We start from the raw sequence: 25794 nt of genomic DNA on the forward strand, positions 1-25794 counted from the left end.
CGCTTGGCTGAAGCCGTAGGGAATAAAATAAGTGGGAGAGATTGAGAGCATGAGCACGAAATTACACTGGCAGTCATTTGGTCAGGGACCAGATTTGGTGTTACTTCATGGGTGGGGCATGAATGGTGCGGTATGGCAGCAGACAGTCGAGTCTCTTCAACCTTATTTCCGAGTTCATGTGGTTGACCTTCCGGGGTACGGACATAGCGCCGAATCTCATGCTGAAGATTTAGACCATATTGCTAACTTGGTGGTGCAAGGTGCGCCAGAGAAAGCGATTTGGCTTGGTTGGTCCCTCGGAGGTTTAGTGGCGACGCATGTGGCATTAAATATGCCCGAGCGCGTGGTTAAGTTGATTACGGTTGCCAGCTCACCTAAATTTGCCGCAGAAAAACCGTGGCGTGGCATTCAACCGAATGTACTGAGTGCGTTCACCTCTCAGTTGCTAGAAGATTTCTCACTGACCATTGAGCGCTTTATGGCGTTGCAAGCGATGGGCAGCCCATCAGCGCGTAAAGACGTTAAACAGCTCAAGCAAGCGGTACTATCGCGCCCTCAGCCAAACCCTGAATCGCTGTTGGTTGGGCTAAACATCCTTGCTGATGTGGATCTGCGCGATGCGTTGACGTCTCTTTCTGTTCCAATGTTGCGTCTTTATGGCCGTTTAGATGGGTTGGTGCCAATTAAAGTAGCTAACGATTTAAGTGAACAGTTGCCTCATACCCAGCAGTTTGTTTTTAATCAGTCCTCTCATGCGCCTTTTATCACCGAACATGACGAATTTTGTGTTCAAATCCGAGAGTTTGCTCACGATTGAGCAAGTACGAGCGGAAATACCTCAAGTTGTTTAAAAAGTGGTCGATATAAAGGCTGGTGAGGTTTTATTAGCCAATAAAGCTAAGCCATATTGACGAGTTGGGCGACTCTGAGGAGGGTTCGCAATGATTGTGTCACCGACCAACGTAAGTGTGCCACTGATCGCCCCATCCGTGAATGTGCAGACGGAACAAGCAGCTCGCGACAATAAAGTCCGAGAGCCTGTAACGCCAACGGTCGCATTGGCCAAAACCAATGCAGAGCGAAAAGTAAAAGGTGACGACAAGCGCCGACGTCAGTCTTCTTGGGATCCTTCAGAGCATCCTGATTATGATATGGAAACGGAAGTCGACACGCGTTATCAAGAAGAGCCGGAAGATACACTAGAACGGCTTTTTAGTTTGCTTGCGCTCAAATCGTATAGTGAAGACCAGGGGAAAGGCTACGCGATCCGCTTTCGCTTACCAAAGCGCATTTTGGATGCTGCGATCAATGAAGGATTAATGGAAAAGCGCAGGAAGGTGATCAAGTTTCATTATGGTCATGCAGTCGCTCCCCATACCCCGTCAGAAGTGATAGCAGTATTATGACGACTCAATATCCTACTCAAACAAAAACGCTCCAAGCAGGTTGACTGATTGGAGCGTTTTCTTTTTAGTTATGAAAGCTCGTTAGCGGTGAAGCCTAGGTAAGGTTACTTTTTCGCTTTAGCAAACGCTGCAGCAAACGCACCGCCCATCGCGCTGTTCGATGACGAATCATCACGGCGAGGCTGACGACGCTGCGGTTGGTCATTACGACGTGGCGCTGCTGATGAGCGTTGGCTGCGGTTGTCTTGACCCGGTTCGTCGTTCATACGCATCGATAGACCAATACGCTTACGCTGCACGTCAACTTCCATCACTTTCACTTTGACGATGTCGCCCGCTTTCACCACTTCACGTGGGTCAGACACGTAACGATCTGTCAGTGCAGAGATGTGTACGAGACCATCTTGGTGAACGCCAATATCAACGAAGGCACCGAAGTTGGCTACGTTTGATACCACACCTTCTAGAATCATGCCCGGTTCCAAGTCAGATACCGAGTTTACACCTTCTGCAAAGGTCGCCGTTTTGAATTCTGGACGTGGGTCACGACCCGGCTTGTCTAACTCTTTGATGATGTCTGTAATGGTTGGAACGCCGAAGTTATCGTCGGTGTAATCGACCGCATGCAGACCTTTAAGGAAGCTTGAATCACCAATCAGTGCTTTGATGTCTTTGTTGTTCTTCTCAGAAATTGCTTTGACCACCGGATACGCTTCTGGGTGAACCGCAGACGCATCAAGTGGGTTCTTACCATCCATGATTCGTAGGAAGCCCGCACACTGCTCGAACGCCTTAGGACCTAAACGAGGTACTTTCTTCAAGGTTGTACGTGCTTCAAAGCGACCGTTTTCATCGCGGAAGTCGACAATGTTCTGCGCGATGGTGCTTGATAAGCCTGCTACGCGTGTTAATAGTGCGGCAGAAGCGGTGTTCACATCAACACCAACCGCATTTACACAGTCTTCCACAATCGCATCTAGGCGTTTTGCCAACATAGATTGGCTTACATCGTGCTGGTATTGACCCACACCAATAGATTTCGGATCAATTTTCACGAGTTCAGCCAATGGATCTTGCAAACGACGTGCAATCGACACTGCACCACGCAGTGATACGTCCATATTCGGGAACTCTTTTGCTGCAAGCTCAGACGCTGAGTAAACCGAAGCCCCCGCTTCACTTACTATGATCTTCTGAACTTTCAGGTTGCCACGTTTGATGACGTCTGCGACAAAGCTGTCGGTTTCACGTGAAGCCGTACCGTTACCAATCGCAATCAAATCCACGTTGTACTTACGCACCAACTGCTCAACGATTTGTGCTGACTTGTCGTATTGTTTTTGTGGTGGGTGAGGGTAGATGGTTTCGGTTGCAAGCACTTTACCTGTTGAGTCGACAACCGCGATTTTTGAACCTGTACGCAGACCCGGATCGAGACCAAGTGTTGCACGAGGGCCAGCCGGTGCTGCCATCAACAAGTCTTTTAGGTTAGTGGCGAATACTTCAATCGCTTCGATTTCAGCGCGCTCTTTCATTGCGCCCATTAGCTCGGTTTCCATGTGCATCGATACTTTGATGCGCCATGCCCAGCTGATCACTTGCTTACGCCAGGTATCCGCAGGTGCGCTGCTTAGCGTTACGCCATAATGGTCGGCGATAATCGTTTCGCAGTAAGACTGACGAGCGCCTTCTTCCTGTTCTGGATCAGCGTTCATCGCCAATGTCAGGAAGCCTTCGTTACGGCCACGCAACATCGCCAGTGCTCGGTGCGATGGCACTTTGCTTAGGGGCTCGTTGTGGTTGAAGTAATCTTTAAACTTCTCGCCTTCTTGCTCTTTGCCTTCAACGACTCGTGAGACCAGTTCCGCATTGCGATTTAAGTGGTTGCGAATTTTTTCCAGTAAGTTTGCGTCTTCTGCGATGCGCTCCATGATGATCGCGCGAGCGCCATCCAATGCAGCTTTGGTGTCTGCGATGCCTTTGTCTGCATCAAGGTATTTGCTTGCTTCGCTTTCTGGCTCGGTTTGTGGGTGATTCCAAAGCTGATCTGCGAGCGGCTCAAGACCAGCCTCAATCGCGATCTGACCTTTCGTACGACGCTTGGGTTTGTAAGGTAGGTATAAGTCTTCAAGACGAGTTTTGCTGTCTGCCTGCGCGATCTCTTGTTCTAGCTCTGGCGTCAGTTTGCCTTGCTCTTGGATTGATTTGAGGATGGTTTGACGGCGATCATCCATTTCACGAAGGTAAGACAGACGACTGTCCAAAGTACGAAGCTGGGTATCATCAAGGCCCCCTGTCACCTCTTTGCGGTAACGTGCAATAAAAGGGACAGTGTTGCCATCATCAATTAGGGTGACTGCGGCGTTGACTTGCTCTGGGCGAACATTCAGTTCTTGAGCAATCATGCGACAGATAGCTTGGCTCATCCGTGTTTTCTCTTTTAATTCGGTTTTGGTTGTATAGAACATTGGGGTCGTTCGAAGAATTTGCAATGTTTTAAATTAACGAGGCAAAAATTTACCGGGCGCTGGTGGACATCAGTCAGATTTATGTCAAAACTGTAATTAAATTGAGAACTTATATCCGCAGTTATCGACTAACCTAATTCCACGGTTGTTGATATCACTAAATGTACCTCGGCTTATACGGATAATCATGATGAAAAAAATGTCTTTGGCGTTAGCGCTTACGAGTGCCTTACTTGTCGCCCCGCTTAGTTGGGCGCAGTCTATCTCAGGAACCACACAAGCTCCCGTTTATCAGCTCGATAACAAATTGGTACTAGGGCGTGTGGAGAGCGTCTACTACAGTGACATTCCGGAACTAAAAGCGGTGCCATTTATTGGCAAGATTGATACTGGTGCAGATACGACATCGATGCATGCGGAGAATATCCATGTCAGTAGCTCACACCCAGATTACCAAGATTTGAAAGATAACGAGTTACTTTGGGCGATTGTCGATGACTTAGGTGGTACGAAGGCAAAGTGGGACGCCGACAGCTTTAAGCCATATCAAGTAAAGGTTAGCTTTACGGTTCCTCACCCTTATACAGGGAAGGAAATACAGATTACCGATGATCTGGAAAGAGTGAGCGCGATTCGCAGTCGAACAAGCAAAAAGCCCATCCTACGCCCGACAATAAAAATGCCGATGACAATCGCTGGTCACACCGTTGATACGGAAGTGAACCTGACCAAGCGTACGCAATTCTCTTCTCCTATCTTGATTGGTAAAACCTATCTCGATGATAACGCATGGGTCTTCGCTGGTTACGATTACCTTCAAGAACAGCCACGCGCAAAAATGATTGGCAAAAAAGAGACGGTTGAAGTCGAAGGTGTGCCATATAAGATCAGCATCTCAACTTCTAGCCGTTATACCAACGTCCATGCACTGGACATCAAGGTAGACAAAAAGCATAACGAAGTCTCTTTTATGTTAGAGGGCGAGAATGGCAAGCGTCATCCAATGACATTACCCTTGGTACGAATGCTGAAAACGACCAAAAGCGAGCGCCCTTTAGTCTATTTACCCGTCAAAGTCGGCGAAAATGAAACTCAACGTTGGTTGGTGTATCTGCGTGATCGCAGTAAGTTCAGTTCGCAAATTCGCTTAGGTCGGGACGTCGCGAGTCAGCACTTTGTTATTGATACGGACAGAGAAAATCTATTGGGTGGCGTAGAAAAAACGTTCAAAAGCGCACTCAAATCAAAACCTCTTGTCGTTTCACCAGAAGAACAGGTCACCATTGATGGTTATACCGTCCCTGCTTACCCCACTTTTACTGTGAAAACGCCATTACTGCGTGTAAATGGGTTTGAAGTAACAGAAAAAGGTAAGGATGAGTCCGTCACGTTTTATTTAATGAACGATGAGGGAAAAGAAGAAAAAATCACCAAACCAGTGTTGAAAAAGCTCAAGGTTGGCAGCGCGGTGCGCCCTGTTGTTGAAGGAGACTTTCTTCTCGGTAGGAAAGACACATCAATGAAGTTTGCGCTCGATGTGCTTGATGAGGGTGACACTCAACCCTTTTTCGTGTTTGGTCATGACATAGCCAAGGGTGGTGTGTTGCTGAACACTCGCGCAGACCATCTACTAGATGCAAGACCACTTTTCAAAGCTGGCCATATCGAAGTGGCTGAAGTTGAGGGGATGTCTTTCCCTGTGAAGTTAGACACGGGTGCAGATGTAAGCTCAATCAATGCTAAGAACATCAAGCAGTTTAAGAAAGACGGCAAAGACATGGTGAGCTTTATCTATGAGAACGATCTTGGCATGAAACAGGCGTTTACTAAGCCTGTTGTTGATGTCATGCGTATTAAAGCGAAGAAAGGCGAGAAAGCGAACGTACGCCCTGTGGTTGAAATGCATGTTAAGCTTGGCGAATTAGAGAAGAAGATCCGAGTCAACTTACAGGACCGAGGTCGCTTCCATTACAGCATGATTTTAGGTAAAAACTTCCTAAAACATGGCGCGGTTGTTTCGAGTGATACGAATTACATCGTGACGCAAAAACCGGATTACGAAAAGTAACACTCTGGCCGCCTTATCACCTTGATACCCAAAGCCTGAACAACATTGGACCTTTGGGTATATCATCTCCTTAATGCTGCCAAAGAGCAGCATTTTTTAGTTGAGATAGGAGTTAATTTGAAAACTAAGCTGATTACACGAGAAGGTTACAACAAACTCAAACAAGAGCATGATTACCTTTGGAATGAAAAGCGCCCGGAAATCACCAAGATCGTTACTTGGGCGGCGAGCCTGGGCGATCGCTCAGAAAATGCGGATTACACCTTCAATAAACGTTTACTCCGTCAGATCGACCGTCGTGTCCGCTTCCTTCGTAAATTCCTGCCAGAAGTCACGATCGTTGACTATTCTCCGCAACAAGAAGGCAAAGTCTTTTTTGGTGCATGGGTGGAAATAGAAAATGAGGCAGGAGAAGTGAAAAAGTTTCGTATTGTCGGGCCTGAAGAGATTTATGGCGATGCGAAAGACTACATCTCTATCGATTCACCTATGGCGCGAGCGATGTTGAAAAAACAAGTGGATGAAGAGTTCACGGTACGCACCCCAGAAGGTGAAAAAGAGTGGTTCATCAACTCAATTGAATATATTCAACCGGCCTCGGAAGACTGAGGCTTTATCACCGATTCAAGTCTCATGAAGTTCACTAGGAGTGACTTGGGTCTCAACGTCAGAATATTTGGTATAAAGGCATGGTGCCTTTCTCGGAGAAGTAAAATGAACAAAGCAGTCATGTGTAGTGCTGCACTAACAATAGGTTTCTCACTTTCAGTTTTTGCTCAAGATGAAGTGAAAGGCTGTGACGCTAAAGAGTTAGCGGTAGAGCAACAGCTCGAGTATGCAAAAGCGCAAGGTAATGAACATCGAATTAAAGGCTTGGAGCAAGCACTTTCCGCTATCCAGAATGAATGCTCGGAAGGTGAGCTGCGCCAAGAGCTGCAAGCTGAAGTGGAAGAAAAGATTAAAGAAGTTGAGGAGCGAGAGGAAGAATTAGTCGAAGCTCAGCATTCAGGTAAAGCAGACAAAATTGAGAAAAAACGTCACAAGTTGGCGGAGGCACAGCAAGAGCTGCTTGAGGCCAAACGTGAACTGGAATGGAATTATGGTCAATAGTAGGTGCTGAAAATACCTGCTAGAGAGAGAATAAAGCGCTTAAGATAAAAAGAGTAACAATTTGCTTGAGCACGTTAGGAAAAACAGTGATACATTTTCGACAATAGACGCTTCTGAAAGGATGTTTCAATGCAAGAAAATCATAAAATTTTAGTGGTTGATGACGATGCTCGTTTACGTGCTCTATTGGAGCGTTACCTTTCTGAGCAAGGTTTTCAGGTACGAAGTGTCGCCAATGGCGAACAGATGGATCGCCTACTAACGCGCGAAAACTTTCACTTAATGGTGCTGGACCTAATGTTGCCAGGTGAAGACGGTTTGTCAATTTGTCGTCGTCTACGCCACGCGAACAATATGTTGCCAATCTTAATGCTCACCGCGAAAGGTGATGAAGTGGACCGCATCGTAGGTCTTGAGGTAGGGGCGGATGATTATTTGCCAAAACCGTTTAACCCACGCGAATTGTTGGCTCGCATCAAGGCCGTATTACGCCGCCAAACTGTAGAGTTGCCGGGTGCACCAAGCACGGAAGAAAAAGTGGTGGAGTTCGGGGAGTTCCGACTCAATCTAGGCACTCGCGAGATGTTCCGCGGTGACGAGGCAATGCCACTCACCTCTGGAGAGTTTGCTGTTCTAAAGGCGCTCGTGATGAATGCACGTGAGCCAATGTCACGAGACAAATTGATGAACATGGCGCGTGGCCGTGAATATTCTGCAATGGAACGTTCTATTGACGTACAAATCTCACGTTTACGTCGCATGTTAGAAGACGATCCGAGCAAGCCGCGCTACATTCAAACCGTATGGGGCCTAGGTTATGTTTTCGTCCCAGACGGCAAAGAGGTGTAACCTCTTCACTCCATAGCCAGCACTTGGCTATAGCAACTTCAGCCTTCATTACCTTCCCTTTGAAGGCTGAAATTTCGCGATTAGGACCACTAGGAACGTTCCATGCGCATCCGAAGTTCACTGACACAATCTATTCTGCTGTTCATCTCTTTGCTTCTCGCGAGCCAAGTTTTCTCTTACTACGCCGTTTTTAACTACGCGTTGATGCCGAGTTTGCAGCAGTTCAATAAAATTCTCGCCCATGAGCTCAATTTGGTGCTTGATGATGAAGGACCTTTAAAGTCTGATGCACCGTTAAGGCGTCAATTATTAGAAAGATTAGGGGTGACGGTTCACAGCCTTGACAGCGATAAGGCGATTGAATTTCATCACGCAATGTCGATTGATTTGATGTCTGAAGAAATGAGCCAAGAGCTGGGTTCGCCTACAGAAGTACGCTTATTGCTTGGCGATGAAAGTTACATTTTGTGGATGCACATCGAAAAGTTGCCGAACTCCATCATTCGTATTCCGTTATCTGAGCTGCAAGAAGAAGATTTTGCACCGCTGTTTCGTAACAGTTTGATTATGGCGCTGCTGATCATTGCAGGTGGTTGGTTGTTTATTCGTTTGCAAAACCGTCCACTTTTGGCTTTAGAGAGAGCCGCGAAAGACGTCGGTCGAGGTGAGATCCCGCCCCCCTTAGCAGAGAAAGGCGCATCGGAGATTCGCTCTGTAACTCGAGCCTTTAATCAAATGTCGAAAGGTATTCAAGAGCTAGAAGAAGACCGAGCCTTATTAATGGCGGGGATTAGCCATGACTTACGAACGCCTCTGACGCGTATTCGCCTAGCGACAGAAATGATGTCTCCTGAGGACAGCTATCTTGCGGAGGGGATCATTAGCGATACGGAAGAATGTAATGAGATCATCAGTCAGTTTATGGATTATCTCAAACCGGTGAACCAAGAATCGTTTGAAGCGGTTGATATCAGTACGATTGCCAGTGACGTCGCCAGTTCTGAAGGTGGTTATGAGGTTGAAATTGAAACAGATCTTAATCTTAACTTGCCGCCAGCCAAAGGAAGCGCGATTGCGATTAAGCGGGCGATCAGTAACTTAGTTGTGAATGCGCTACGTTATGGTAATGGCTGGGTCAAAATCAGCACTGGTGTGACAGCAGATAAGCAGCTAGTGTGGATTTCAGTAGAGGACAACGGACCGGGTATCGAGCATTCTCAAATCGCGAGGTTATTTGAACCCTTTACGCGTGGTGACACCGCTCGCGGTAGTGAAGGCACTGGGCTAGGGTTGGCGATTGTGAAGCGTATAATCAGCCAACATTCAGGTTCTGTGGTGATGCGTAATCGCAGTGAAGGCGGTTTAATCGCTCAAATCAGCTTTCCTACCAAGTAAGTCGATGGCCTGCACCCTTTAAACAAAAAGCCCAACCTAAATAGGTTGGGCTTTTCTTATTCTCAATAATCTTAAGACTCTTTCACTTCCTGAGGAAGTTCATCTTCGTCTTCCAGTTTCTCTGGCAGAAGTAGATTTAAAATGATCGCTGTGATGCCACCTGCTGCAACACCAGTTGAGAAAATACTCTTAATAAATTCTGGCATAAATTGCAGGATCTCTGGTTTTTGTGCGATACCAAGTCCCATTGAGAAGGATAAGGCCATGATCAGAATTGCGCGGCGATCGAGCTCAACACGAGAGATAATACGCACACCAGCGGCAGCAATCGTACCAAACATGACAATCGTTGCGCCGCCAAGTACTGGCTCAGGAATCAACTGAACAAAGCTAGCGACGCCAGGAAACAAGCCAAGAATCACTAACATGCCTGAAATAAAGTAACCCACGTAGCGGCTCGCGACTCCTGTTAGCATGATGATGCCGTTATTCTGGCTAAACGTTGAGTTCGGGAAGCTGTTGAAAACGGCTGCGATTGCAGAGTTTAAGCCGTCTGCTAACACACCGCCCTTAATGCGTTTCATGTACACTGGGCCTTTTACTGGCTCACCAGACACTTCAGATGTTGCGGTAATATCACCGATGGCCTCTAGTGCGGTAATAAAGAAAATCAGTACCAGCGGAATGAACAGAGACCAGTCAAACGATAAGCCATATTGCATTGGTACGGGCAGTGCTACGATCTCGGTTGCGCCTAGCTGAGAAGTATCTACCATCCCCATAAAATACGCCATGATGTAACCCACTAGCATCGCAATCACGATTGAAGCCACACGGATGTATGGGTTTTTCGAGCGGTTTAAAATCACAATTAACCCAAGTACCGTCCCAGCCAGAGCAAGTTTGTCTAAGCTGCCGAAGGTTCCTTCATTTAATGCTGCGTAGCCACCGCCCATTGATACTAAGCCGACTTGAATCAGTGTGAGACCGATAAGAGTGACGACGATGCCTGAAACAAGCGGAGTGATGATTCGGCGGGCATGCTCCAATACGCGAGATAGGAAAATTTCTGCAAATGATGCGACTAAAATCGTACCAAAAATGGCAGCCATCATGGTGCTGATGTCTGCTCCACCGGCTTTCAGCGATAGGCCTGCTCCAATAATAGGACCTAAAAAGTTAAAGCTGGTACCTTGAACAGAGAGCAAACCAGAGCCAATTGGGCCAATGGTGCGAATTTGAATAAACGAAGACACGCCTGACGCAAACAAAGACATGCTGATGATGGTATTCGTTTGGTCTGCTGGTACACCCAAAGACTGACAGATGATCAGTGACGGAGTGATAACCGCGACGAACATCGCCAATAAGTGCTGAAGTGCGGCAAAAATGGTTTGAGGCAAAGGTGGTCGATCGTTGAGTTGATAGACCAGTTCCGAAGATCGGTTTGAAGTTGTCATTGTTTGTCTCGCTAGTCGCAATATTTCCCTAGTTCTCGCTGAATGGGAGAGCAGGGTGGAGTTGACGTCGTTACCTGTGATTGCTGTTAATCAGAGTCAACTCAGGTTGGTGGAGTGTGATCTAACACACTTAAAAATTTGTGCGCGATTATAGAGAGATTTACTCAAAAAGCAAACGTTTGCTTTGTTTTTGGCGTATTAAAAAACGAGCCATTTGGCTCGCTTTCAATCATTACGCTTTGGAGTAAATATCCCGCTCACCCAACCAGCGATCGATAATCGCTGTTGCGTTAGTCGGGTAATTGTCATGAATATGACGCGCAATACGCTGAACTTCGGGAATCAGGCGTTGATCTCGAACTAAGTCTGCGATTTTGAAATCAGCAAGACCTGTCTGCTTTGTACCCAATAGTTCTCCAGGGCCACGAATTTCTAGGTCTTTCTGCGCAATGACGAAGCCATCGTTACTTTCACGTAGTACTCCGAGACGTTTTTGCGCGGTTTTTGACAGCGGAGAGTGGTACAGCAGTACACAATGGCTAGCAACGGAACCTCGGCCCACGCGACCTCTTAACTGGTGTAATTGTGCCAAACCAAGACGTTCAGGGTTTTCTATGATCATCAAGCTAGAGTTTGGTACATCCACACCAACTTCAATCACTGTCGTTGCGACCAGCAAATGCAGTTTATTGTCTTTGAAATCTTGCATCACCGCTTGTTTCTCTGCCGGCTTCATTCGTCCGTGCACTAGACCAATTTTTACGTCCGGCAGTTTACGTTGAAGCTCTTCTGCGGTATCTGCCGCGGCTTGCGCTTCTAATACTTCCGACTCATCAATCAGGGTACACACCCAATATGCCTGCTTGCCTTCGTTTAAGCAGGCATTTCGGACACGCTCGACGATGTCGTCACGTTTTGTATCTGGAATGGCAACGGTTTGAATCGGCGTTCGACCCGGTGGTAGCTCGTCAATCACGGAAGTTTCCAGATCGGCGTAAGCGGTCATCGCTAAGGTGCGAGGAATAGGCGTCGCCGTCATGATCAACTGATGTGGATAAGCGCCTTGTTTTGCACCTTTTTCACGCAATTCTAATCGCTGATGGACACCGAAGCGGTGCTGTTCATCAATGATGACCAAAGCAAGGTGATGAAATTCAACGTGCTCTTGGAATAGCGCGTGAGTACCCACTACCATTTTTGCTTCACCACTGGCAATACGAGCCAGCTCGGCTTCCTTTGCCTTACCTTTGAGTTTGCCCGCTAACCAACCGACTTGAATACCCATTGTTTCAAACCAGTTTGCGAAGTTGATAGCGTGTTGCTCGGCCAATAGTTCGGTTGGCGCCATGAGTGCCACCTGATGGCCATGCTCAATGGCTCTAACAGCGGCCAAAGCGGCAACCAACGTTTTCCCCGAACCAACATCGCCTTGCACTAATCGCATCATTGGGTGCGGTTTTTCTAGATCGGCTTCAATCTCTTGTACTACTCGGGTTTGAGCGTTTGTAGGAGAGAAAGGCAGTTGGGCTAAAAGCTGCGTTTTTAGTTTATTACAAGGACCGAGAGGTAGCGCTGAATCCTTCTGACCTTTGCTACGCACCGCCAGCATCGATAAGTTTTGTGCGAGCAATTCTTCCATGATCAAGCGGATTTGGGCAGGATGTTTGCCTTCGTCAAACTCATCTAAATTAATGGTTGGTGGTGGGCGATGAATGGTGTGCAGCGCTTGCGACATCGTGATTTGATGGTCATACAACCCCGCTGGAAGTAATTCCTGCACTGCGGTTTTATCAAGCAGGGCTAAAGCTTGTTCGGTAAGGTTGCGTAATGTGATTTGGCGTAAACCATCGGTGGTGGGATAAACAGGGGTTAAGCTCTGTTCTACATCGGGCTTTTGCTCGCTGACGTAAAACTTGTAGTCAGGGTGAACAATTTCCAAGCCCACGCCACCGCGCTTAATTTCACCGTAAGCATGTACTAACTTACCTTGCGTGAAATTGTTCTTCATGGCTGCGGTAAAGTTGAAAAAGCGCAGCGTGATAGTGCCATTACCGTCGCTGATTTTTACCGTTAGCATTTTGCGCTTACCGAAGATAGTGTCGACTGCCATGACCTTACCTTGCACGGCTGCCCAAAGGCCAGCATGCAGTTTGGCAATAGGGTAAATACGAGTACGATCTTCGTAGCGTAACGGAAGGTGAAACAGCAAATCTTGAACGCTATGTAAGCCAACTTTGGCGAGTTTTTCTGCGACTTTCGCGCCAACTCCAGAAAGGGAGGTTAATGGGACGGCAGATAACATTTGGGCGGACATAGAGGGCTCAAGAAAATGGTTAACATAGCAGTATGTTAACCATGGAGCTGTGTTTTTGTACAGGAAAAAATAGTCATGCTTTAGTTAGTGTCATGATTTGACTGATCACCTATCATTCCGAGGAGCTTTAGCGACATCAGGATTCTATTTCCAACAAGTATGTCGCTGAAGTTAACACTATCAGCATCTGTATATTTGAGAATTAGATCCTGAACCACGCTCCTTCGCCGCCGTTCAGGATGACGAAAGTCTGTTACTTGCTTTGCATCTCTTGCCACCACGCGTCATCGGCGATGATTTGACCTTCTTCATCGAGTGGTGGGTAAACGAGCCCTTTTCGTTTCGCGACCTTTGCCAGCACTGGGTGACCACGTTCAAAGAGAATACGGTTGATTGTCTCTTTAGGCAGAGCGCTTTCTTCTCGGTCGTACATGCCTGCGGCTTCACGTTGACGTTGCGCTTCATACAAAATTACAGCACTGGCAACCGATACGTTTAGTGACTGCACCATGCCTATCATCGGGATAATTATGTCTTGATCGGCAAGTTGTTTGGCTTGATCTGAAGCGCCAACTTTTTCACTGCCTAAAATGATGGCAGTTGGTTTGGTGTAGTCGATTTCGCGAAAATCGACGGCGGTGTCCGAAAGATTGGTCACCAAAACCTGCATACCTTGCGCTTTGAGTTCGGTAATCGCAGTTTCAATCGAATCGTGAGTATCCACTTCAACCCAGTTACGCGCGCCAGCTGAGGTATGGCTCAGCGTACGCATTTTGTCTGGCCAAATTGCGTGAACTTTGTGTAAGCCTGTCGCGTCAGCGGTGCGGATCACAGCAGAGACGTTGTTTGGCTTATGTACTTCTTCGAGACAAAGTGTCAGATCAGTTTGGCGAGTTTTTAGGACTTGGTGAATACGGTTGTAACGTTCTAGGTTCATATTTATTGAGGTATAAAAAATCGCCACCTAACAGAGTAGGTGGCGATAGAGGTTAGTTCTTTCTGCGTCTGACTCGGGTTGCTTGAGGCATTGCCTTAATCTTACGCATGATACCAGCAAGGTGGACACGATCTTTCGTCGTCAACAGCACAGTCACAGTGTATAGACGACCATCACGTTCTTCCGTTGAAAGGCCATGAATGTTTGATCCTGTTTTCGAGATCACGTTGGTCAGTTCTGCAAGAGCACCTTGGTTGTTAAGCATGTCGACTTTAAGTTCAGCAATGAACTCTTTATCGTAGTCTTCAGACCAAGCGACAGCCATATAACGGTCTGGCTCTTTCTGATAACCACGAACGTTCGGACATGTTTCTCGGTGAACAACCAAACCACGACCAGGCGATACGTGAGCAATAATGTGATCATCTGGGATAGGATGACAACAATTTGCAAACGTCAGCAATAAGCCTTCTGCGCCACGAATCGGAAGCTTCTTCTTCGAGTCCGTTGGGATTGAACTTGTTGTCGTGAGCTCTTCGGTGTCACCAAGGAGACGACGTGCGATCACAATGCTCATCAACTCACCCAATCCAATAGCAGCCAATAAATCATCGATGCTTTCTAGGCGAAGATCATTCAAGACTTCTTGGATATTTTCTGGATAAATTGAATCAATCGAGTGACGGCCAAGTGCGTGATTAAGTAGGCGACGACCTAAAGTAATCGACTCTTCACGACGCATCGTTTTCAGTACTTGTCGAATCTTAGTGCGGGCACGAGAAGTCACGACATAGTTCAGCCATGCCGCATTCGGACGCGCACCAGGGGCACTGATAATTTCCACTGTCTGACCGTTTTTCAATGCCTTACTCAATGGGTAAGGGTTACGATCAACACGAGCACCAACACAAGAGTTGCCTACATCGGTATGTACGGCATAGGCAAAGTCGACAGCCGTTGCGCCTAAAGGTAGTTCAACGATACGACCTTTTGGTGTGAAGACGTAAATCTCATCTGGGAAAAGATCGGATTTTACGTTTTCAATGAATTCGAATGAGTTACCCGCGCTTTGTTGTAGCTCTAACAGGCTTTGCATCCAACGCTGAGCTTTCACTTGCGCAGTGGTACCAGACTTGTCGCCTTTGTCTTTGTAAGACCAGTGTGCCGCGACACCTTTGTCCGCCATTTGATCCATATCTTCAGTACGGATCTGAACTTCAACAGGTACGCCGTGTGGGCCAACCATGGAAGTGTGTAGCGATTGATAGCCGTTCGCCTTTGGTACCGCGATGTAATCTTTCATGCGACCAGGACGTGGCTTATACAAGCTGTGTACTTGGCCTAAAACGCGATAACAAGTATCAGCGGTATCAACAACGACTCGGAACGCATAGATATCCATGATGGTGTGAAAGCGCTGTTCTTTGGTTTTCATCTTGTTGTAGATAGAGAACAGGTTTTTCTCACGACCAACGACGCGAGCATTCAAGCCAAAATCTTGCAGACGGCCTTCTATTTCGCTGTGAATGCGTTGGATCATCTCTTTACGATTACCACGTGCGGCTTTAACCACTTCTTTCAGTACGCGGTAGCGGTTGGGATATAGCGCCTCAAAGCCCAACTCTTCGAGTTCGGTTTTGATATTGTGAATACCAAGACGATGAGCGAGGGGCGCGTAAATTTCTAACGTTTCACGAGCAATACGACGCTTTTTATCTGGTCGAAGCGCGCCAAGCGTACGCATGTTGTGCGTGCGGTCAGCCAGTTTGATCAGAATGACGCGGATATCTTGCACCATGGCCAGAACCATCTTACGAAAGTTCTCAGCCTGAGCCTCTTTCCTATCGCGGAATTTGAGTTTGTCCAGTTTAGATACACCATCAACCAATTCTGCGACAGTGTTGCCGAATTTCTCTTCGAGATCTTCTTTAGTTACATCACAGTCTTCAATGACGTCATGCAGCAAAGCAGCTTGGAGGGTTTCGATATCAAGGCGCATTTCGGCCAAGATACGAGCCACAGCGACAGGGTGGATGATGTATGGTTCACCGCTAGAGCGGGTTTGCCCTTCATGGGCATCTCTCGCTACCACATAAGATTGACGCAGAGCCTCAATCTGAGGCTCTGTTAGGTATTCTTGGGCAACGTCTTTGAGGCTATCGAATAGATACAAATTATAGGCCCGGGAGGTTGTTGAATTCTAAAGTCAGAATTAACGGTTGTGAGCGATGCTGCTTACTGCCGCTAGCTCTGCCGCTTCTTGCTCTTGCTGTTCTTGACGTTCACGAGCGTCTAGAACTTCTTTAGTAATTAAACCTTCTTCGATTTCGCGTAGAGCGATAACCGTTGGCTTATCGTTCTCTTCTGGCACTAGTGCATCTTTACCGCCAGTTTGCATTTGACGAGCGCGGCGAGCCGCAATCAGTACTAGGTCGAAACGGTTGCCAACTTTTTCAACAGCGTCTTGAACAGTTACGCGTGCCATGAGGACTCCAAATAGTTAACTAAAATTTTAGAATGACGAGAAAGTATACAACCTAACTACTTTATTTACTAGCAATTAGACAAGCCACCGTTTGTGGACTTTCTCAGGTAGTTTATTGTGTTTTTCGCACTGGGCAAAAAACGGGAAATTCTTTATGTTTTACAGCGTGACTTTTTTGAAGTTACTCTGCTAACAACGCGTCAAGCATACCTTTATATTTAGCAGCTTGCTTTTCTTCCTTCAATCTTTCAGCACGCAAGATAGCTTTAAAATCCATCAAAGCGGTATCAAAATCGTCGTTTACGATCACGTAGTCGTACTCGTTGTAATGAGAGATTTCCGACTTGGCTTCAGCCATACGCTTTGCGATCACTTCATCGCTATCTTGACCACGAGTGTTCAAGCGACGCTCTAACTCACCGTTTGATGGTGGCAGGATGAAGATGCTTTTGGCTTCTGGCATTTGTTCACGGATTTGGCGTGCGCCTTGCCAGTCGATATCTAGAAAAACGTCGATACCTTTATTTAGTGTTTCTTCAATCCATACACGAGATGTGCCGTAATAATTACCAAACACTTCTGCGTATTCTAGGAAGTCACCTTTAGCGATCAGGGCTTCAAACTCATCTTTCGCTACAAAATGGTAGTGGACACCATTTTCTTCACCAGGTCGCATGTTGCGCGTGGTGTGAGACACAGACACTTTCATTGCGTAGGTTGGGTTGCGTTCCAACATCGCTGAGATCAAGCTAGATTTACCTGCGCCGCTAGGTGCAGATACGATATAGAGAGTACCTTTGCCCATTGTACTGTTCCACTTTTGATTGGATTGATTGAGTGCCGAAGGAAAGTTCGACATTCTTATAACGATAGCACTGGCATTGAGAAATCAACCACCAAAGGGGTGGATATTGGTGATAATCCCGCCAGAAAAATGGAGGCGAAGAGTATCATGATCTCTATTTTGTTACCAGTTGATCTTTCTGTCTGTGATCGTCTCTGATGAAATAGTTACTTACGCCAGAGTGTTCCTAAACAGCGAAGAAGGAGCGTGGTACAGGACTTACCATCCGCGCACTCTGTTATTAAAACCATTTCTACAACCGTTTAGTGTGCTGATTTTAGGTTTAGAGTCCCGATTTGGCTTGCGTGAGTGACTCTGGTTAAAAATAGGGGTTAATAAAGATAAAACGGAAAAAAGGGGAAGCTTTCACTTCCCCAGGCGTGCGACTGACTCACACTTAATCTTCGAATTATCCTTGAGACTCTAGGAAATTTATCCAAGGGCTAACGGTTGACCTGAATTTTGGCGATTGAGCAGCGCCTTTCATCGCCTGCAAGGCCTTTTGTGGTTGCTTAAGCTCGAAATAGGCCATCCCGCGAATGTATTCAAGTTCTGCCTTTTGCTCTTTAGAGGCACTGGATGCCGCGCTTTCTACAAAACGAGTTGCTTCAGAATACTGCTTGTCTTGTATCATTAAGCGAGCAATCTGAATTTGCGTTTTAGCAGAAGGAGCGAGGTTATATGACTTTTTATAAGCGAGAATTGATTTATCTAGCTCTTTAGCTTGCTGCCAGAAACTGGCTAGGCGGTCATAGTTTTCCTTCGTCTTTTCAATGTTTCCAGCTGCCATTTCCTTTTCAAGAGTTTTGGCTGCTTTATATGGAATACCTTGATAAGCCAAGAAGTTTACAAAGCGTAAATATTCCTTCTCTCCTTCTAGTTTCCCCATTTTGTAAACCATTTCTAGGGTGGCTAGAGAGTTGCGTTCTTGACCTAGCTCCATGTAGACACCAGAAAGTTGCATCCAGTAACGCTTTTTCTGAGGGTACTTTGAAGTCAGAGTTTTGAGTACACTGGCAACGCTTTTCAGCTGGCCTAACTCGTAGTGAGATGCAACGAGAATTAAGTACCAAGACTCACTTGGGCTCTTGCTCATCGCGATGGCTTTTTTGGTTGGCGGGATTGCATTTTTGTAATCTTCCAACTGAACATAAGCGCTCGCTAACGTGATATAAGCATGAGCTTGAGGCTTCTCTTTGGTTGTTTCTGCAACCTTGAACCATTCCTTCATCGTTTTTACAGACAACGTATACTTTTCTTCAGCTAGGTAAAGCTGAGCCAAGCTGTAGCGAACTTGTTGAGCAACCGGAACGGGAAGTGCGTCGAGCTGTAATGCTTCGGCAAAGTATTTTGCTGCTTGCACATAATTGTCTTGTAGCGAATACAAAAAGCCAGTCTGCTGAAGTAAAACTGCTCGGTCGTATTTTTTCGAACTTGTGCTTTCTAAAGCGCTTGCTAGTTTTTCTTTCGCTGCTGAATATTTTTCAGTTGCGATCAACTCTTGCACTTTGTTAACGGTTCGAAATGTCCGATCTGATAACTGAGGAGCTTCTTTTGCCATCGTAGGAGCGGCCATTGCCACTCCTGCGAAGAGAATTAAAGAAGCCACTTTGCTTTTCCATAAACTTTTCATCGTGACTCCTTAATTGGTTGAGAACTCTATTTCTTGCGATAGGCGCGAGCTAACAGGTTTCCCGTCAACCAATTTTGGTTTAAATGTCCATTTAGAGACTGTTTTTCTTGCCGCTCGACCGAGGCCTAAGCGTCGTGGTTGCTCTTTAAGAACTTTGATGTCCTCTACGGCACCACGTGCGTTTACAGTAAACTCTAATAAGACAACCCCTTTTTCTATTCCTGCTTTCGCAGCCTTCCTAGGCATTTGAGGTTGGAATGTCGCTAGAGGTGTTGGACCTCCGCTACCCGCGAGTTGCGCACCTCCACCCTGGCTATAATGTCCAAGCACCGAACCACCTGTAACATTTACGGGTAGGTCAAGCTTTGGCATATCCATTGGGGTCTGCTCCATCACCGGTTTTACTGTCGCTGTCACTTTCATTTCTGGCGGTGGCGGCGGACGCTTAGGCGGTGGTGGTTTTGGAAGTTCGCGTTTTTTCTCCTGTATTTTTTCGTCTGGTTTAATGCGAATAAACTCGACCATACGCAGGTCATCATTCGACACTAACTCGTGGCGCTCTTTGTTTACTAGCTTGTCCATCCCCCAGAACAACCCGAGGGAGACAATGAGCGCCAGTGCAATTGAGGCCAGATACCGCATAAGCTTAATCCTTATTGGTTGCGGCAATGGAGATGCTTTCTACACCTGCCATTTTGATCTGGTCCATAACCTTCACGACTACGCCAGCATTTGCTTCAGTGTCGGCTTGGATAACAACTGCGCCATCAGGGCTTTCTGCACGAAGACGTTCAATATTCGCGCGAACCGCGTCCACTTCGATGCGGCGTTTATCAACCCAAACATCACCCGCCGCACCAACTGCGACCATGATGTTACCTTTTTTCACGGTTTGCGCAGAGCTTGCTGTCGGGCGGTTTACTTCTAGACCAGCTTCTTTTACGAACGATGTTGTTACGATAAAGAAGATCAACATGATGAATACGATGTCGAGCATCGGTGTCATATCGATAGCGGTTTCATCACTGCTATCACTGCTATAGCGTCTTTTCATGACCTATACCTCTAATTCCATTTACTCAGGCAATATGCTTTAGCTTATCTTCCAGCTTTTGCGTTGTGACTTTGGCTAAATGATCAAGACGTGAACTAAAGAACAGTCCTGATAGAGAAGCCACCATCCCGGCTAAAGTTGGGATTGTTGCCTTTGAGATCCCCGAGGCCATTGCTCGAGGGCTTCCTGTTCCTGTTACCGCTAAGATGTCGAATACTTGGATCATGCCAACAACGGTGCCGAGCAAACCCAGTAAGGGACAAAGCGCAATCAATACTTTCACGATTGGCAGGCCCTTTTTATTCTCAATGTCCTGACGAGAAACAATTTCTTGTCGGATCATCTTAGCGTTCCAGCTCTGGTGCTCTGAGCGCTCCTGCCATGAGCCAACGGCTTTTTTCATGGCTTTTGGAGCGACGGCAGCAAAATAGAACCAACGTTCTAACAATACTGCCCACAGCATAAAGCTGAGGATGAAGATGGCGACGAGTACATCGCCACCCATTCCCAAGAAGCGCCTAATTGATTCAAGTTCTCCAACTAACCACCACATAACGCCTCCTTAGCTTTCGGCTTTATGTAGTTTTTCCTGATAGCGAGCGATGAAGCCTGCACTCTGTTCTTCAAGAGTTTGAACCAAACGACGACCTTTACTGTGTACGATGGTGTAAAGGAACAGTAGAGGAATTGCGACAACCAGACCAAGCATCGTAGTAACAAGAGCTTCAGAGATACCGCCAGCCATTAGCTTAGGATCACCTGTACCAAATAGTGTGATTGCTTGGAACGTACCGATCATACCCATAACCGTACCCAGTAGACCTAGAAGTGGTGCTACAGAAGCGAACAGTTTGATTGAGCTGATAAAGCGTTCAATGCTCGGTGCGTTACGTAGGATGATTTCGTCCAGTTTCGCTTCAAGATCTTCAAGGTTGTCACCTTTGTGCTCTTGGTAAGCCTGGATAACTTCACCCAGAGGGTTACCAGGAATCACGGTTTCTGATTTCGCTTGCTTACGCATTTTACCGCCAATCACTTGAAGGCGTAGGAAGCAAACTAGAGCAATGATAGCGCCAACTGCACCCATACCAAGGATGACGTAACCTACAATGCCACCTTGATCAATACGTTCTTGAACGGTAGGGCTTTGTACAAGTAGAGACAGAATTACACCACGGGATGGGTCAATAAACAGTGGCTCATAGCTGTTTGACGCTGACTCAAAGCCCGCAACATGACGTGTAATATTGGTGCGAGGCTGTCGAGAGAGTTCTTCGAACTTACCTGTTTGAGGTACATAAGTAACGTACTTACCATCGGCAATCGCGTTAAATTCACCGACAAGAGTAACATCGCGAACCGCTTCTTTACCTTCGCCATAAACAACCGTTGCTTGGGTTGTTGCTGTCTCGCCTGAGGCAACCACTTGTTGAAGAATGGTATGCCAGAATGCTTCTAGCTCTTGTGTTGATGGCAGTTCTTTACTTTCAGCCAGTTTCGTTAGTAGCGCGTCACGCTCTGGGAACTGAACTGCGTTTTGAGAGGCTGCAAATAAGCCTTTAAACTCGCCCGCATATTGGCGGACCACACCAAACATTTCGCCCAAAGTACCAGAGCGAACACGTAAGGTTTCTGTTAGTTCAGTCAGCTGCTTATCGTTTTCATCAAATGTCGCTTTAAGTTGATCGCCCAGTGCTTGCTGTGAAGCTAGCTCTTCACGAGCCTGTTGCAATAATGCTGCTTGCTTATCTCGGTTGTTCTTGAACTCAGCTTCACGGGCTTTGTTCTCTTTTGACTCAACGATGCTTTCTGATTTTACGTTTTTGAGTAGTTCAGATAGGTTTTTAGGCGTTTCTGCTTGTACGCCTGAAGCCATAAATAAGCTCGCTAGTAGACCAGCGGCTAGAGTTTTGAATCCTTTCATCTCTTATTCCTCCCCAGCATATACAGGCAATTTGATTAGCGCTGGTGGCGCTTGCTTCTTCGCGATTCGAAGGCCTTGCTGTACCGCTATGCGGTAGCTTTCCGGTAATGTTTCCCATTGACGTGTTTGTTGGTTCCACATACCTGTCTCACCACCGTCTGGAGATTGGAATAAAAGCGCCGTGCGACCAATACGTAGGAAATCGTAAGTCACGGTTTCCCCATTTCTATCTAGGCTAGCTTTGTAAGATTCAATTGAGCGAGAGAAGCCTTCTTCAATTTGGTAGGCTTCCATCACTTTACGGAATTTCTCAGAAGTCGTTACGTCGGCGCGATCCATGAGACGACGCAGTTCTTGGACACGTTTATTACGTTCTTTTTTCTGGAAAGGCAGATCGAGAGTCACAAACTCATCGAGTGCATCGATCATTTTAAGTGTTAGTGGCACTACTTCTGTTGCCGTTTGATCGATCTGAGCAATTTGGTTATTTAATGAGTCCAATTCACCTTGCTGTGATTGAACCATACGATTAATTTGCTCGTTGTAGACTTTCATGCTGTCGATTTGACGTAGTAAGCCTTTGTATTCTGCCAACATGCCTTCAGTACTTTCGGCATAATTGTCGATTTTTTGTTGCGAAGCTTCTGAAGATTGATTTGCTTTTGCTTGTGTGGAAACGACAGCACCAGAGTTGGCCGCTATAGAGCTACTACTGATAGTAAGCAATGCTGCAGCTATGGCACTGAGACCAAATTCCTTGAATTTCATGGTTGCATCCTTGTCAGTGTTTTAGTCAGTCGAAAAGGGCGCGGAAAACCCGCGCCAAATATTTTTTAGAAGTCGTATGATGCCTCGACGTATAGCTGACGTCCGATTGGATCGTCATACCCAGTTGCATAGAATGGAGAGGTATCGCTTAGAGGATCTGCAGGCGGTACTTTGTCAAACATGTTGATAGCACCAAGAGTTACACGACCACTCTCGTTGAATTGGTAAGAAGCCGTTAGGTTCCACGTTGTCATACTAGCGATTTCTGCTTTGTAACCCGCTTTTTTAGCAGAATCACAGTCATCAAAGTAGTAACGGTTTGCGTAGCTTGAACACATACGGTCGCGGTATTTACCAAATAGGTTGATAGCGACATCTTCATATGCCCAGCCAAGATTTAACGTTGCGGTGTATTCAGGCATGAAATCTCTTTCATCCGTTACAGGCTCGCTGTCGTTTTCTTGATATTCAGCAATCAAGATCTTCGTTACAGCAACACGCGTGTTAAATGAACCGAACTCATTAGTGTCGTATGCGTATTTGATCGCTAGGTCAATACCAGAACGCTCTTCATACGACTGGTTCACTGGACCATAGGATACCGACTTGATGGTGCCATCTGGGTTACGAACGACTTCAGTACCTGGGTATTTACCTGGATCGTTAATTACATCTTGGTAAGTTGGTGCAGTTACGACGTCTTCCATCTTGATGTGGTACCAGTCAACGGTTACACCAAGATCATCCACAGGCTCCCACGCTAGGCCCAAGTTAATGTTTGTACTTGTTTCTTCTTTCAGCTCTGAGTTAGGGCCATTAAGCGTATCGAAGTACTGAGTATCACACTCTGGGTACTTGTCTTTATCTTGTGGGCCGCTACCACCAGCGTTGGCACAAAGCACAGGGTCAAAACCAGAACCAAAGCCTCGAGTTTGATCACCAAATAGTCGCTTCAAGTCTGGAGCTCGGAAGCCTAGACCGTAGCTACCACGTAGCAATAGGGTGTCAGTAGGACGGTATGCTAGGGCTACTTTAGGAGTGAATGCGCCGCCAGTTGCCGAGTCGTCGAAGTAGTGGTCGTAACGACCAGCGACAGTCATTTCTAAATCTTCAATGATAGGAATAAGAGCTTCAACACCAAGACCAATCTGATCGCGGTCACCGCCGCCTGATGTTCCACCTAGACCAGAGAAACCACCAGCTGCTGTTGTAGCATCAATCGTCTCATTGTAGTCAGTACGGTTCCATTCACCATAAACAGCAAAGCCAGACATACCTGCAGGAAGTTCAACCAAATCACCAGCCAGTGAGCCGTTAACAGAGTAAAGCTTTGAGTAAGCTTCTTTGCTTGAAGTGCCGCTGTATTTGTCTACAACGTCTTGTGAGATAGGCCCTAGAAGATCGACATCACCATTTTGTACAGCTTGGTCGAGAGTTAGAAAGATTGCTGGGTTGCTTGTTTCAACGCTTTGCTCAGAGTAACCAGCGGATAGGTCCCAATCATACGTATCAGCAAGCAGGCCGTTCAAGCCTAAGGTTAAGCCAAAAGAATCGGCTTCAGTGTTACTTTCGCGTGGTCCAAATTCGACCATACGGCGAGTGTATTCGCCTTCGCCGCGGAAGTGAGTGGCATCAACTTCAACGCTGTAAGGGTTAGGTTCGAATTCAGATTCTGTAGACTTGTAGCCAAAACGGGCTTCTGCCATGGCAGTGACATTGTCGTTAATGTCCATTTCACCACGTAAAAGTAGGTCTACTTGTTTGTTTTCTGGTTTTAATGTTCGGTATGCAGAGCGGTTAACACCACACTTTCCATCCGCTCGTTCAATCGCGGCATCACCAACGACTTCTTTACATGAAGAACCAGCATCAGCTGGTGTTAGAAGTGTTCCGTTGGCGCCTTCAAAGTTTGCACCGTAGCTAGAGTAGCCACTTAGCTGAGAACGGCTAGAACCGTCATCGCCAGCCCAATCATCTCGGTCAGATTGCTTTAGCATTTCGTTGCCCGCAAATTGGCCAACGAAGAGAATACGTTTGTCGTCAAAGTTTTTGCCAGCTACAACGTCTAAACGACCATTTTGGTAACCACCATCCGTCGCGTCACCCGCGCGTACTTTTACAGAAACGCCATCAAAGTCTTTCTTTAAAATGAAGTTTACGACACCACCGATTGCGTCGGAGCCGTAGATAGCAGAACCTGAGTCGGTCATTACTTCAACACGCTCAATAGCGGCGACAGGGATTTGGCCGATATCTTGGAAGTTAGATGTACCATCTTGTGCTAGCGGGTATTGAGGAAGACGACGGCCATCAATAAGAATCAATGTGCGTGACGCGCCAAGGCCACGTAAGTTGACTGACTGCGCTGCTGGTGTAAACGAGAAAGAGTCTGTTTGAGCCATTACACCACCTGTGTTTTGGGTCAAACTGTTCAATACGTCTTGCGCGCTGTTAAAGCCTTTAGACTCAATGTCTTTACTATTAATAACAGTAACTGGTGAAGGACCTTCCATATCCGTCGTGGAGATACGCGAACCAGTAACTTTCATCTTTTGAAGTTTTTCAACTTGCTGCTCTTCTGCCAGTGCTGTTGCTGGGGCTGCAACTGCTGCTGTCCCCAAAGCAAGGCTTATCGCAACAGATAAAGCGGTTGTGTTTTTATACATCCTTGTTGCTCCGATTATTATTATTTCCTATGTCTGGCCGCATAGCGGCCAAATGTGACGTTAATATTTCGTTAACGTTCGGCCAATGTATAACCGAGATGAAAAAAGGAAGTCAAACCAGTGGTAAACGGGGATGCTTAAATGTAAAAAAGATGTAAATAACCAGGATTTATTTAAAAGGCGGAATAAAAAACCGAATAAGGTTTATGAATCGAGATTAAATTTCAATAAAACACCGTATTTTGTGTTTCTTATAAACTTTAATGACTTATCTTGCCTATGGTTTTTTAGTGGGTAATTGAATCTGGAAAAAGATATTTTTCCAGTGAATTGTTCTGAGATGAGTTTTATATCGAATCCATACTTTGTTAGCTCGAACTTATTAGGTGGTATCAAAATATGATACCCATTGC

Annotated in this window: 21 protein-coding genes; 7 read left to right on the forward strand and 14 right to left on the reverse strand. The window is 46.4% G+C overall.

Annotated elements, in window-relative coordinates; genetic code table 11:
- Positions 1–49: 49 nt before the first annotated feature.
- Both bioH and R7Q41_RS09310 read left to right on the forward strand, forming a co-directional pair.
- Positions 50–817: a pimeloyl-ACP methyl ester esterase BioH gene (gene bioH / locus R7Q41_RS09305; RefSeq protein ID WP_181881270.1), complete on the forward strand. Its 768-nt coding sequence runs from the start codon at positions 50–52 to the stop codon at positions 815–817.
- 124 nt (positions 818–941) lie between these two features.
- Positions 942–1406: a hypothetical protein gene (locus R7Q41_RS09310; RefSeq protein WP_005379316.1), complete on the forward strand. Its 465-nt coding sequence runs from the start codon at positions 942–944 to the stop codon at positions 1404–1406.
- 104 nt (positions 1407–1510) lie between these two features.
- On the opposite strand, the gene R7Q41_RS09315 is transcribed toward R7Q41_RS09310, so the two are convergent.
- A complete protein-coding gene (locus tag R7Q41_RS09315) occupies positions 1511–3832 on the reverse strand; it encodes a Tex family protein (RefSeq protein WP_005379317.1) in 2322 nt (773 codons plus the stop codon).
- A 229-nt stretch (positions 3833–4061) separates the two neighbouring features.
- On the opposite strand from R7Q41_RS09315, the gene R7Q41_RS09320 reads away from it, so the two are divergent.
- From R7Q41_RS09320 to envZ, 5 genes are all read left to right on the forward strand, one after another.
- The gene (locus R7Q41_RS09320; RefSeq protein ID WP_115385662.1) at positions 4062–5942 is read left to right on the forward strand and encodes a RimK/LysX family protein; all 1881 of its coding nucleotides are present in this window, start codon (positions 4062–4064) and stop codon (positions 5940–5942) included.
- A 117-nt stretch (positions 5943–6059) separates the two neighbouring features.
- Positions 6060–6551: a transcription elongation factor GreB gene (gene greB, locus R7Q41_RS09325; protein WP_053307281.1), complete on the forward strand. Its 492-nt coding sequence runs from the start codon at positions 6060–6062 to the stop codon at positions 6549–6551.
- 105 nt (positions 6552–6656) lie between these two features.
- Entirely contained in the window at positions 6657–7052 is a 396-nt protein-coding gene (locus tag R7Q41_RS09330) for a DUF1090 domain-containing protein (RefSeq protein ID WP_171343037.1), read from the forward strand.
- A 129-nt stretch (positions 7053–7181) separates the two neighbouring features.
- Positions 7182–7901, forward strand: a complete 720-nt coding sequence (gene ompR / locus R7Q41_RS09335; RefSeq protein WP_005379333.1) for a two-component system response regulator OmpR — start codon at positions 7182–7184, stop codon at positions 7899–7901.
- 102 nt (positions 7902–8003) lie between these two features.
- Positions 8004–9296, forward strand: coding sequence for a two-component system sensor histidine kinase EnvZ (gene envZ / locus R7Q41_RS09340; protein ID WP_017820700.1), 1293 nt, complete (start codon positions 8004–8006; stop codon positions 9294–9296).
- A 71-nt stretch (positions 9297–9367) separates the two neighbouring features.
- On the opposite strand, the gene R7Q41_RS09345 is transcribed toward envZ, so the two are convergent.
- From R7Q41_RS09345 to R7Q41_RS09405, 13 genes are all read right to left on the reverse strand, one after another.
- Entirely contained in the window at positions 9368–10756 is a 1389-nt protein-coding gene (locus tag R7Q41_RS09345; protein WP_047103752.1) for a uracil-xanthine permease family protein, read from the reverse strand.
- Positions 10757–10988: 232 nt separating this feature from the next.
- Complete coding sequence (gene recG / locus R7Q41_RS09350) at positions 10989–13070, reverse strand: ATP-dependent DNA helicase RecG (protein WP_017635002.1); 2082 nt, start codon at positions 13068–13070, stop codon at positions 10989–10991.
- Positions 13071–13323: 253 nt separating this feature from the next.
- Positions 13324–14007, reverse strand: coding sequence for a tRNA (guanosine(18)-2'-O)-methyltransferase TrmH (gene trmH, locus R7Q41_RS09355; protein WP_012841211.1), 684 nt, complete (start codon positions 14005–14007; stop codon positions 13324–13326).
- A 52-nt stretch (positions 14008–14059) separates the two neighbouring features.
- Positions 14060–16180, reverse strand: a complete 2121-nt coding sequence (gene spoT / locus R7Q41_RS09360) for a bifunctional GTP diphosphokinase/guanosine-3',5'-bis pyrophosphate 3'-pyrophosphohydrolase (RefSeq protein ID WP_005379340.1) — start codon at positions 16178–16180, stop codon at positions 14060–14062.
- A gap of 39 nt (positions 16181–16219) precedes the next feature.
- Positions 16220–16492, reverse strand: a complete 273-nt coding sequence (gene rpoZ / locus R7Q41_RS09365; RefSeq protein ID WP_005379346.1) for a DNA-directed RNA polymerase subunit omega — start codon at positions 16490–16492, stop codon at positions 16220–16222.
- A 181-nt stretch (positions 16493–16673) separates the two neighbouring features.
- Complete coding sequence (gmk, locus tag R7Q41_RS09370; protein ID WP_005379347.1) at positions 16674–17297, reverse strand: guanylate kinase; 624 nt, start codon at positions 17295–17297, stop codon at positions 16674–16676.
- A 448-nt stretch (positions 17298–17745) separates the two neighbouring features.
- Positions 17746–18969, reverse strand: a complete 1224-nt coding sequence (locus R7Q41_RS09375) for a tetratricopeptide repeat protein (RefSeq protein WP_005379348.1) — start codon at positions 18967–18969, stop codon at positions 17746–17748.
- A 9-nt stretch (positions 18970–18978) separates the two neighbouring features.
- A complete protein-coding gene (locus tag R7Q41_RS09380; RefSeq protein ID WP_005379353.1) occupies positions 18979–19611 on the reverse strand; it encodes an energy transducer TonB in 633 nt (210 codons plus the stop codon).
- Positions 19612–19615: 4 nt separating this feature from the next.
- On the reverse strand, positions 19616–20023 hold the full coding sequence (locus R7Q41_RS09385; RefSeq protein WP_005379359.1) for an ExbD/TolR family protein: 408 nt from the start codon (positions 20021–20023) through the stop codon (positions 19616–19618).
- A 25-nt stretch (positions 20024–20048) separates the two neighbouring features.
- On the reverse strand, positions 20049–20576 hold the full coding sequence (locus R7Q41_RS09390; protein ID WP_047103760.1) for a MotA/TolQ/ExbB proton channel family protein: 528 nt from the start codon (positions 20574–20576) through the stop codon (positions 20049–20051).
- A 9-nt stretch (positions 20577–20585) separates the two neighbouring features.
- Positions 20586–21947: a MotA/TolQ/ExbB proton channel family protein gene (locus R7Q41_RS09395; protein WP_017634999.1), complete on the reverse strand. Its 1362-nt coding sequence runs from the start codon at positions 21945–21947 to the stop codon at positions 20586–20588.
- A 3-nt stretch (positions 21948–21950) separates the two neighbouring features.
- Positions 21951–22715 (reverse strand): DUF3450 domain-containing protein, encoded by a 765-nt coding sequence (locus R7Q41_RS09400; RefSeq protein WP_005379365.1) that lies wholly within the window; start codon positions 22713–22715, stop codon positions 21951–21953.
- Between the two features lie 65 nt (positions 22716–22780).
- Positions 22781–25381: a TonB-dependent receptor plug domain-containing protein gene (locus R7Q41_RS09405; protein ID WP_017634998.1), complete on the reverse strand. Its 2601-nt coding sequence runs from the start codon at positions 25379–25381 to the stop codon at positions 22781–22783.
- Positions 25382–25794 lie beyond the last annotated feature (413 nt).

The organism is Vibrio sp. 2096 (assembly GCF_033339595.1).
In the GTDB taxonomy this organism is placed as follows: Bacteria; Pseudomonadota; Gammaproteobacteria; order Enterobacterales; family Vibrionaceae; genus Vibrio; species Vibrio alginolyticus.

What these genes read in the sequence shown, in the direction of transcription:
- bioH (WP_181881270.1), top strand. Translation starts at nt 50, where the DNA reads ATGAGCACGAAATTACACTGGCAGTCATTTGGTCAGGGACCAGATTTG.
- R7Q41_RS09310 (WP_005379316.1), top strand. Translation starts at nt 942, where the DNA reads ATGATTGTGTCACCGACCAACGTAAGTGTGCCACTGATCGCCCCATCC.
- R7Q41_RS09315 (WP_005379317.1), bottom strand. Translation starts at nt 3,832, where the DNA reads ATGAGCCAAGCTATCTGTCGCATGATTGCTCAAGAACTGAATGTTCGC.
- R7Q41_RS09320 (WP_115385662.1), top strand. Translation starts at nt 4,062, where the DNA reads ATGATGAAAAAAATGTCTTTGGCGTTAGCGCTTACGAGTGCCTTACTT.
- R7Q41_RS09330 (WP_171343037.1), top strand. Translation starts at nt 6,657, where the DNA reads ATGAACAAAGCAGTCATGTGTAGTGCTGCACTAACAATAGGTTTCTCA.
- ompR (WP_005379333.1), top strand. Translation starts at nt 7,182, where the DNA reads ATGCAAGAAAATCATAAAATTTTAGTGGTTGATGACGATGCTCGTTTA.
- envZ (WP_017820700.1), top strand. Translation starts at nt 8,004, where the DNA reads ATGCGCATCCGAAGTTCACTGACACAATCTATTCTGCTGTTCATCTCT.
- R7Q41_RS09345 (WP_047103752.1), bottom strand. Translation starts at nt 10,756, where the DNA reads ATGACAACTTCAAACCGATCTTCGGAACTGGTCTATCAACTCAACGAT.
- recG (WP_017635002.1), bottom strand. Translation starts at nt 13,070, where the DNA reads ATGTCCGCCCAAATGTTATCTGCCGTCCCATTAACCTCCCTTTCTGGA.
- trmH (WP_012841211.1), bottom strand. Translation starts at nt 14,007, where the DNA reads ATGAACCTAGAACGTTACAACCGTATTCACCAAGTCCTAAAAACTCGC.
- rpoZ (WP_005379346.1), bottom strand. Translation starts at nt 16,492, where the DNA reads ATGGCACGCGTAACTGTTCAAGACGCTGTTGAAAAAGTTGGCAACCGT.
- gmk (WP_005379347.1), bottom strand. Translation starts at nt 17,297, where the DNA reads ATGGGCAAAGGTACTCTCTATATCGTATCTGCACCTAGCGGCGCAGGT.
- R7Q41_RS09375 (WP_005379348.1), bottom strand. Translation starts at nt 18,969, where the DNA reads ATGAAAAGTTTATGGAAAAGCAAAGTGGCTTCTTTAATTCTCTTCGCA.
- R7Q41_RS09380 (WP_005379353.1), bottom strand. Translation starts at nt 19,611, where the DNA reads ATGCGGTATCTGGCCTCAATTGCACTGGCGCTCATTGTCTCCCTCGGG.
- R7Q41_RS09385 (WP_005379359.1), bottom strand. Translation starts at nt 20,023, where the DNA reads ATGAAAAGACGCTATAGCAGTGATAGCAGTGATGAAACCGCTATCGAT.
- R7Q41_RS09390 (WP_047103760.1), bottom strand. Translation starts at nt 20,576, where the DNA reads ATGTGGTGGTTAGTTGGAGAACTTGAATCAATTAGGCGCTTCTTGGGA.
- R7Q41_RS09395 (WP_017634999.1), bottom strand. Translation starts at nt 21,947, where the DNA reads ATGAAAGGATTCAAAACTCTAGCCGCTGGTCTACTAGCGAGCTTATTT.
- R7Q41_RS09400 (WP_005379365.1), bottom strand. Translation starts at nt 22,715, where the DNA reads ATGAAATTCAAGGAATTTGGTCTCAGTGCCATAGCTGCAGCATTGCTT.
- R7Q41_RS09405 (WP_017634998.1), bottom strand. Translation starts at nt 25,381, where the DNA reads ATGTATAAAAACACAACCGCTTTATCTGTTGCGATAAGCCTTGCTTTG.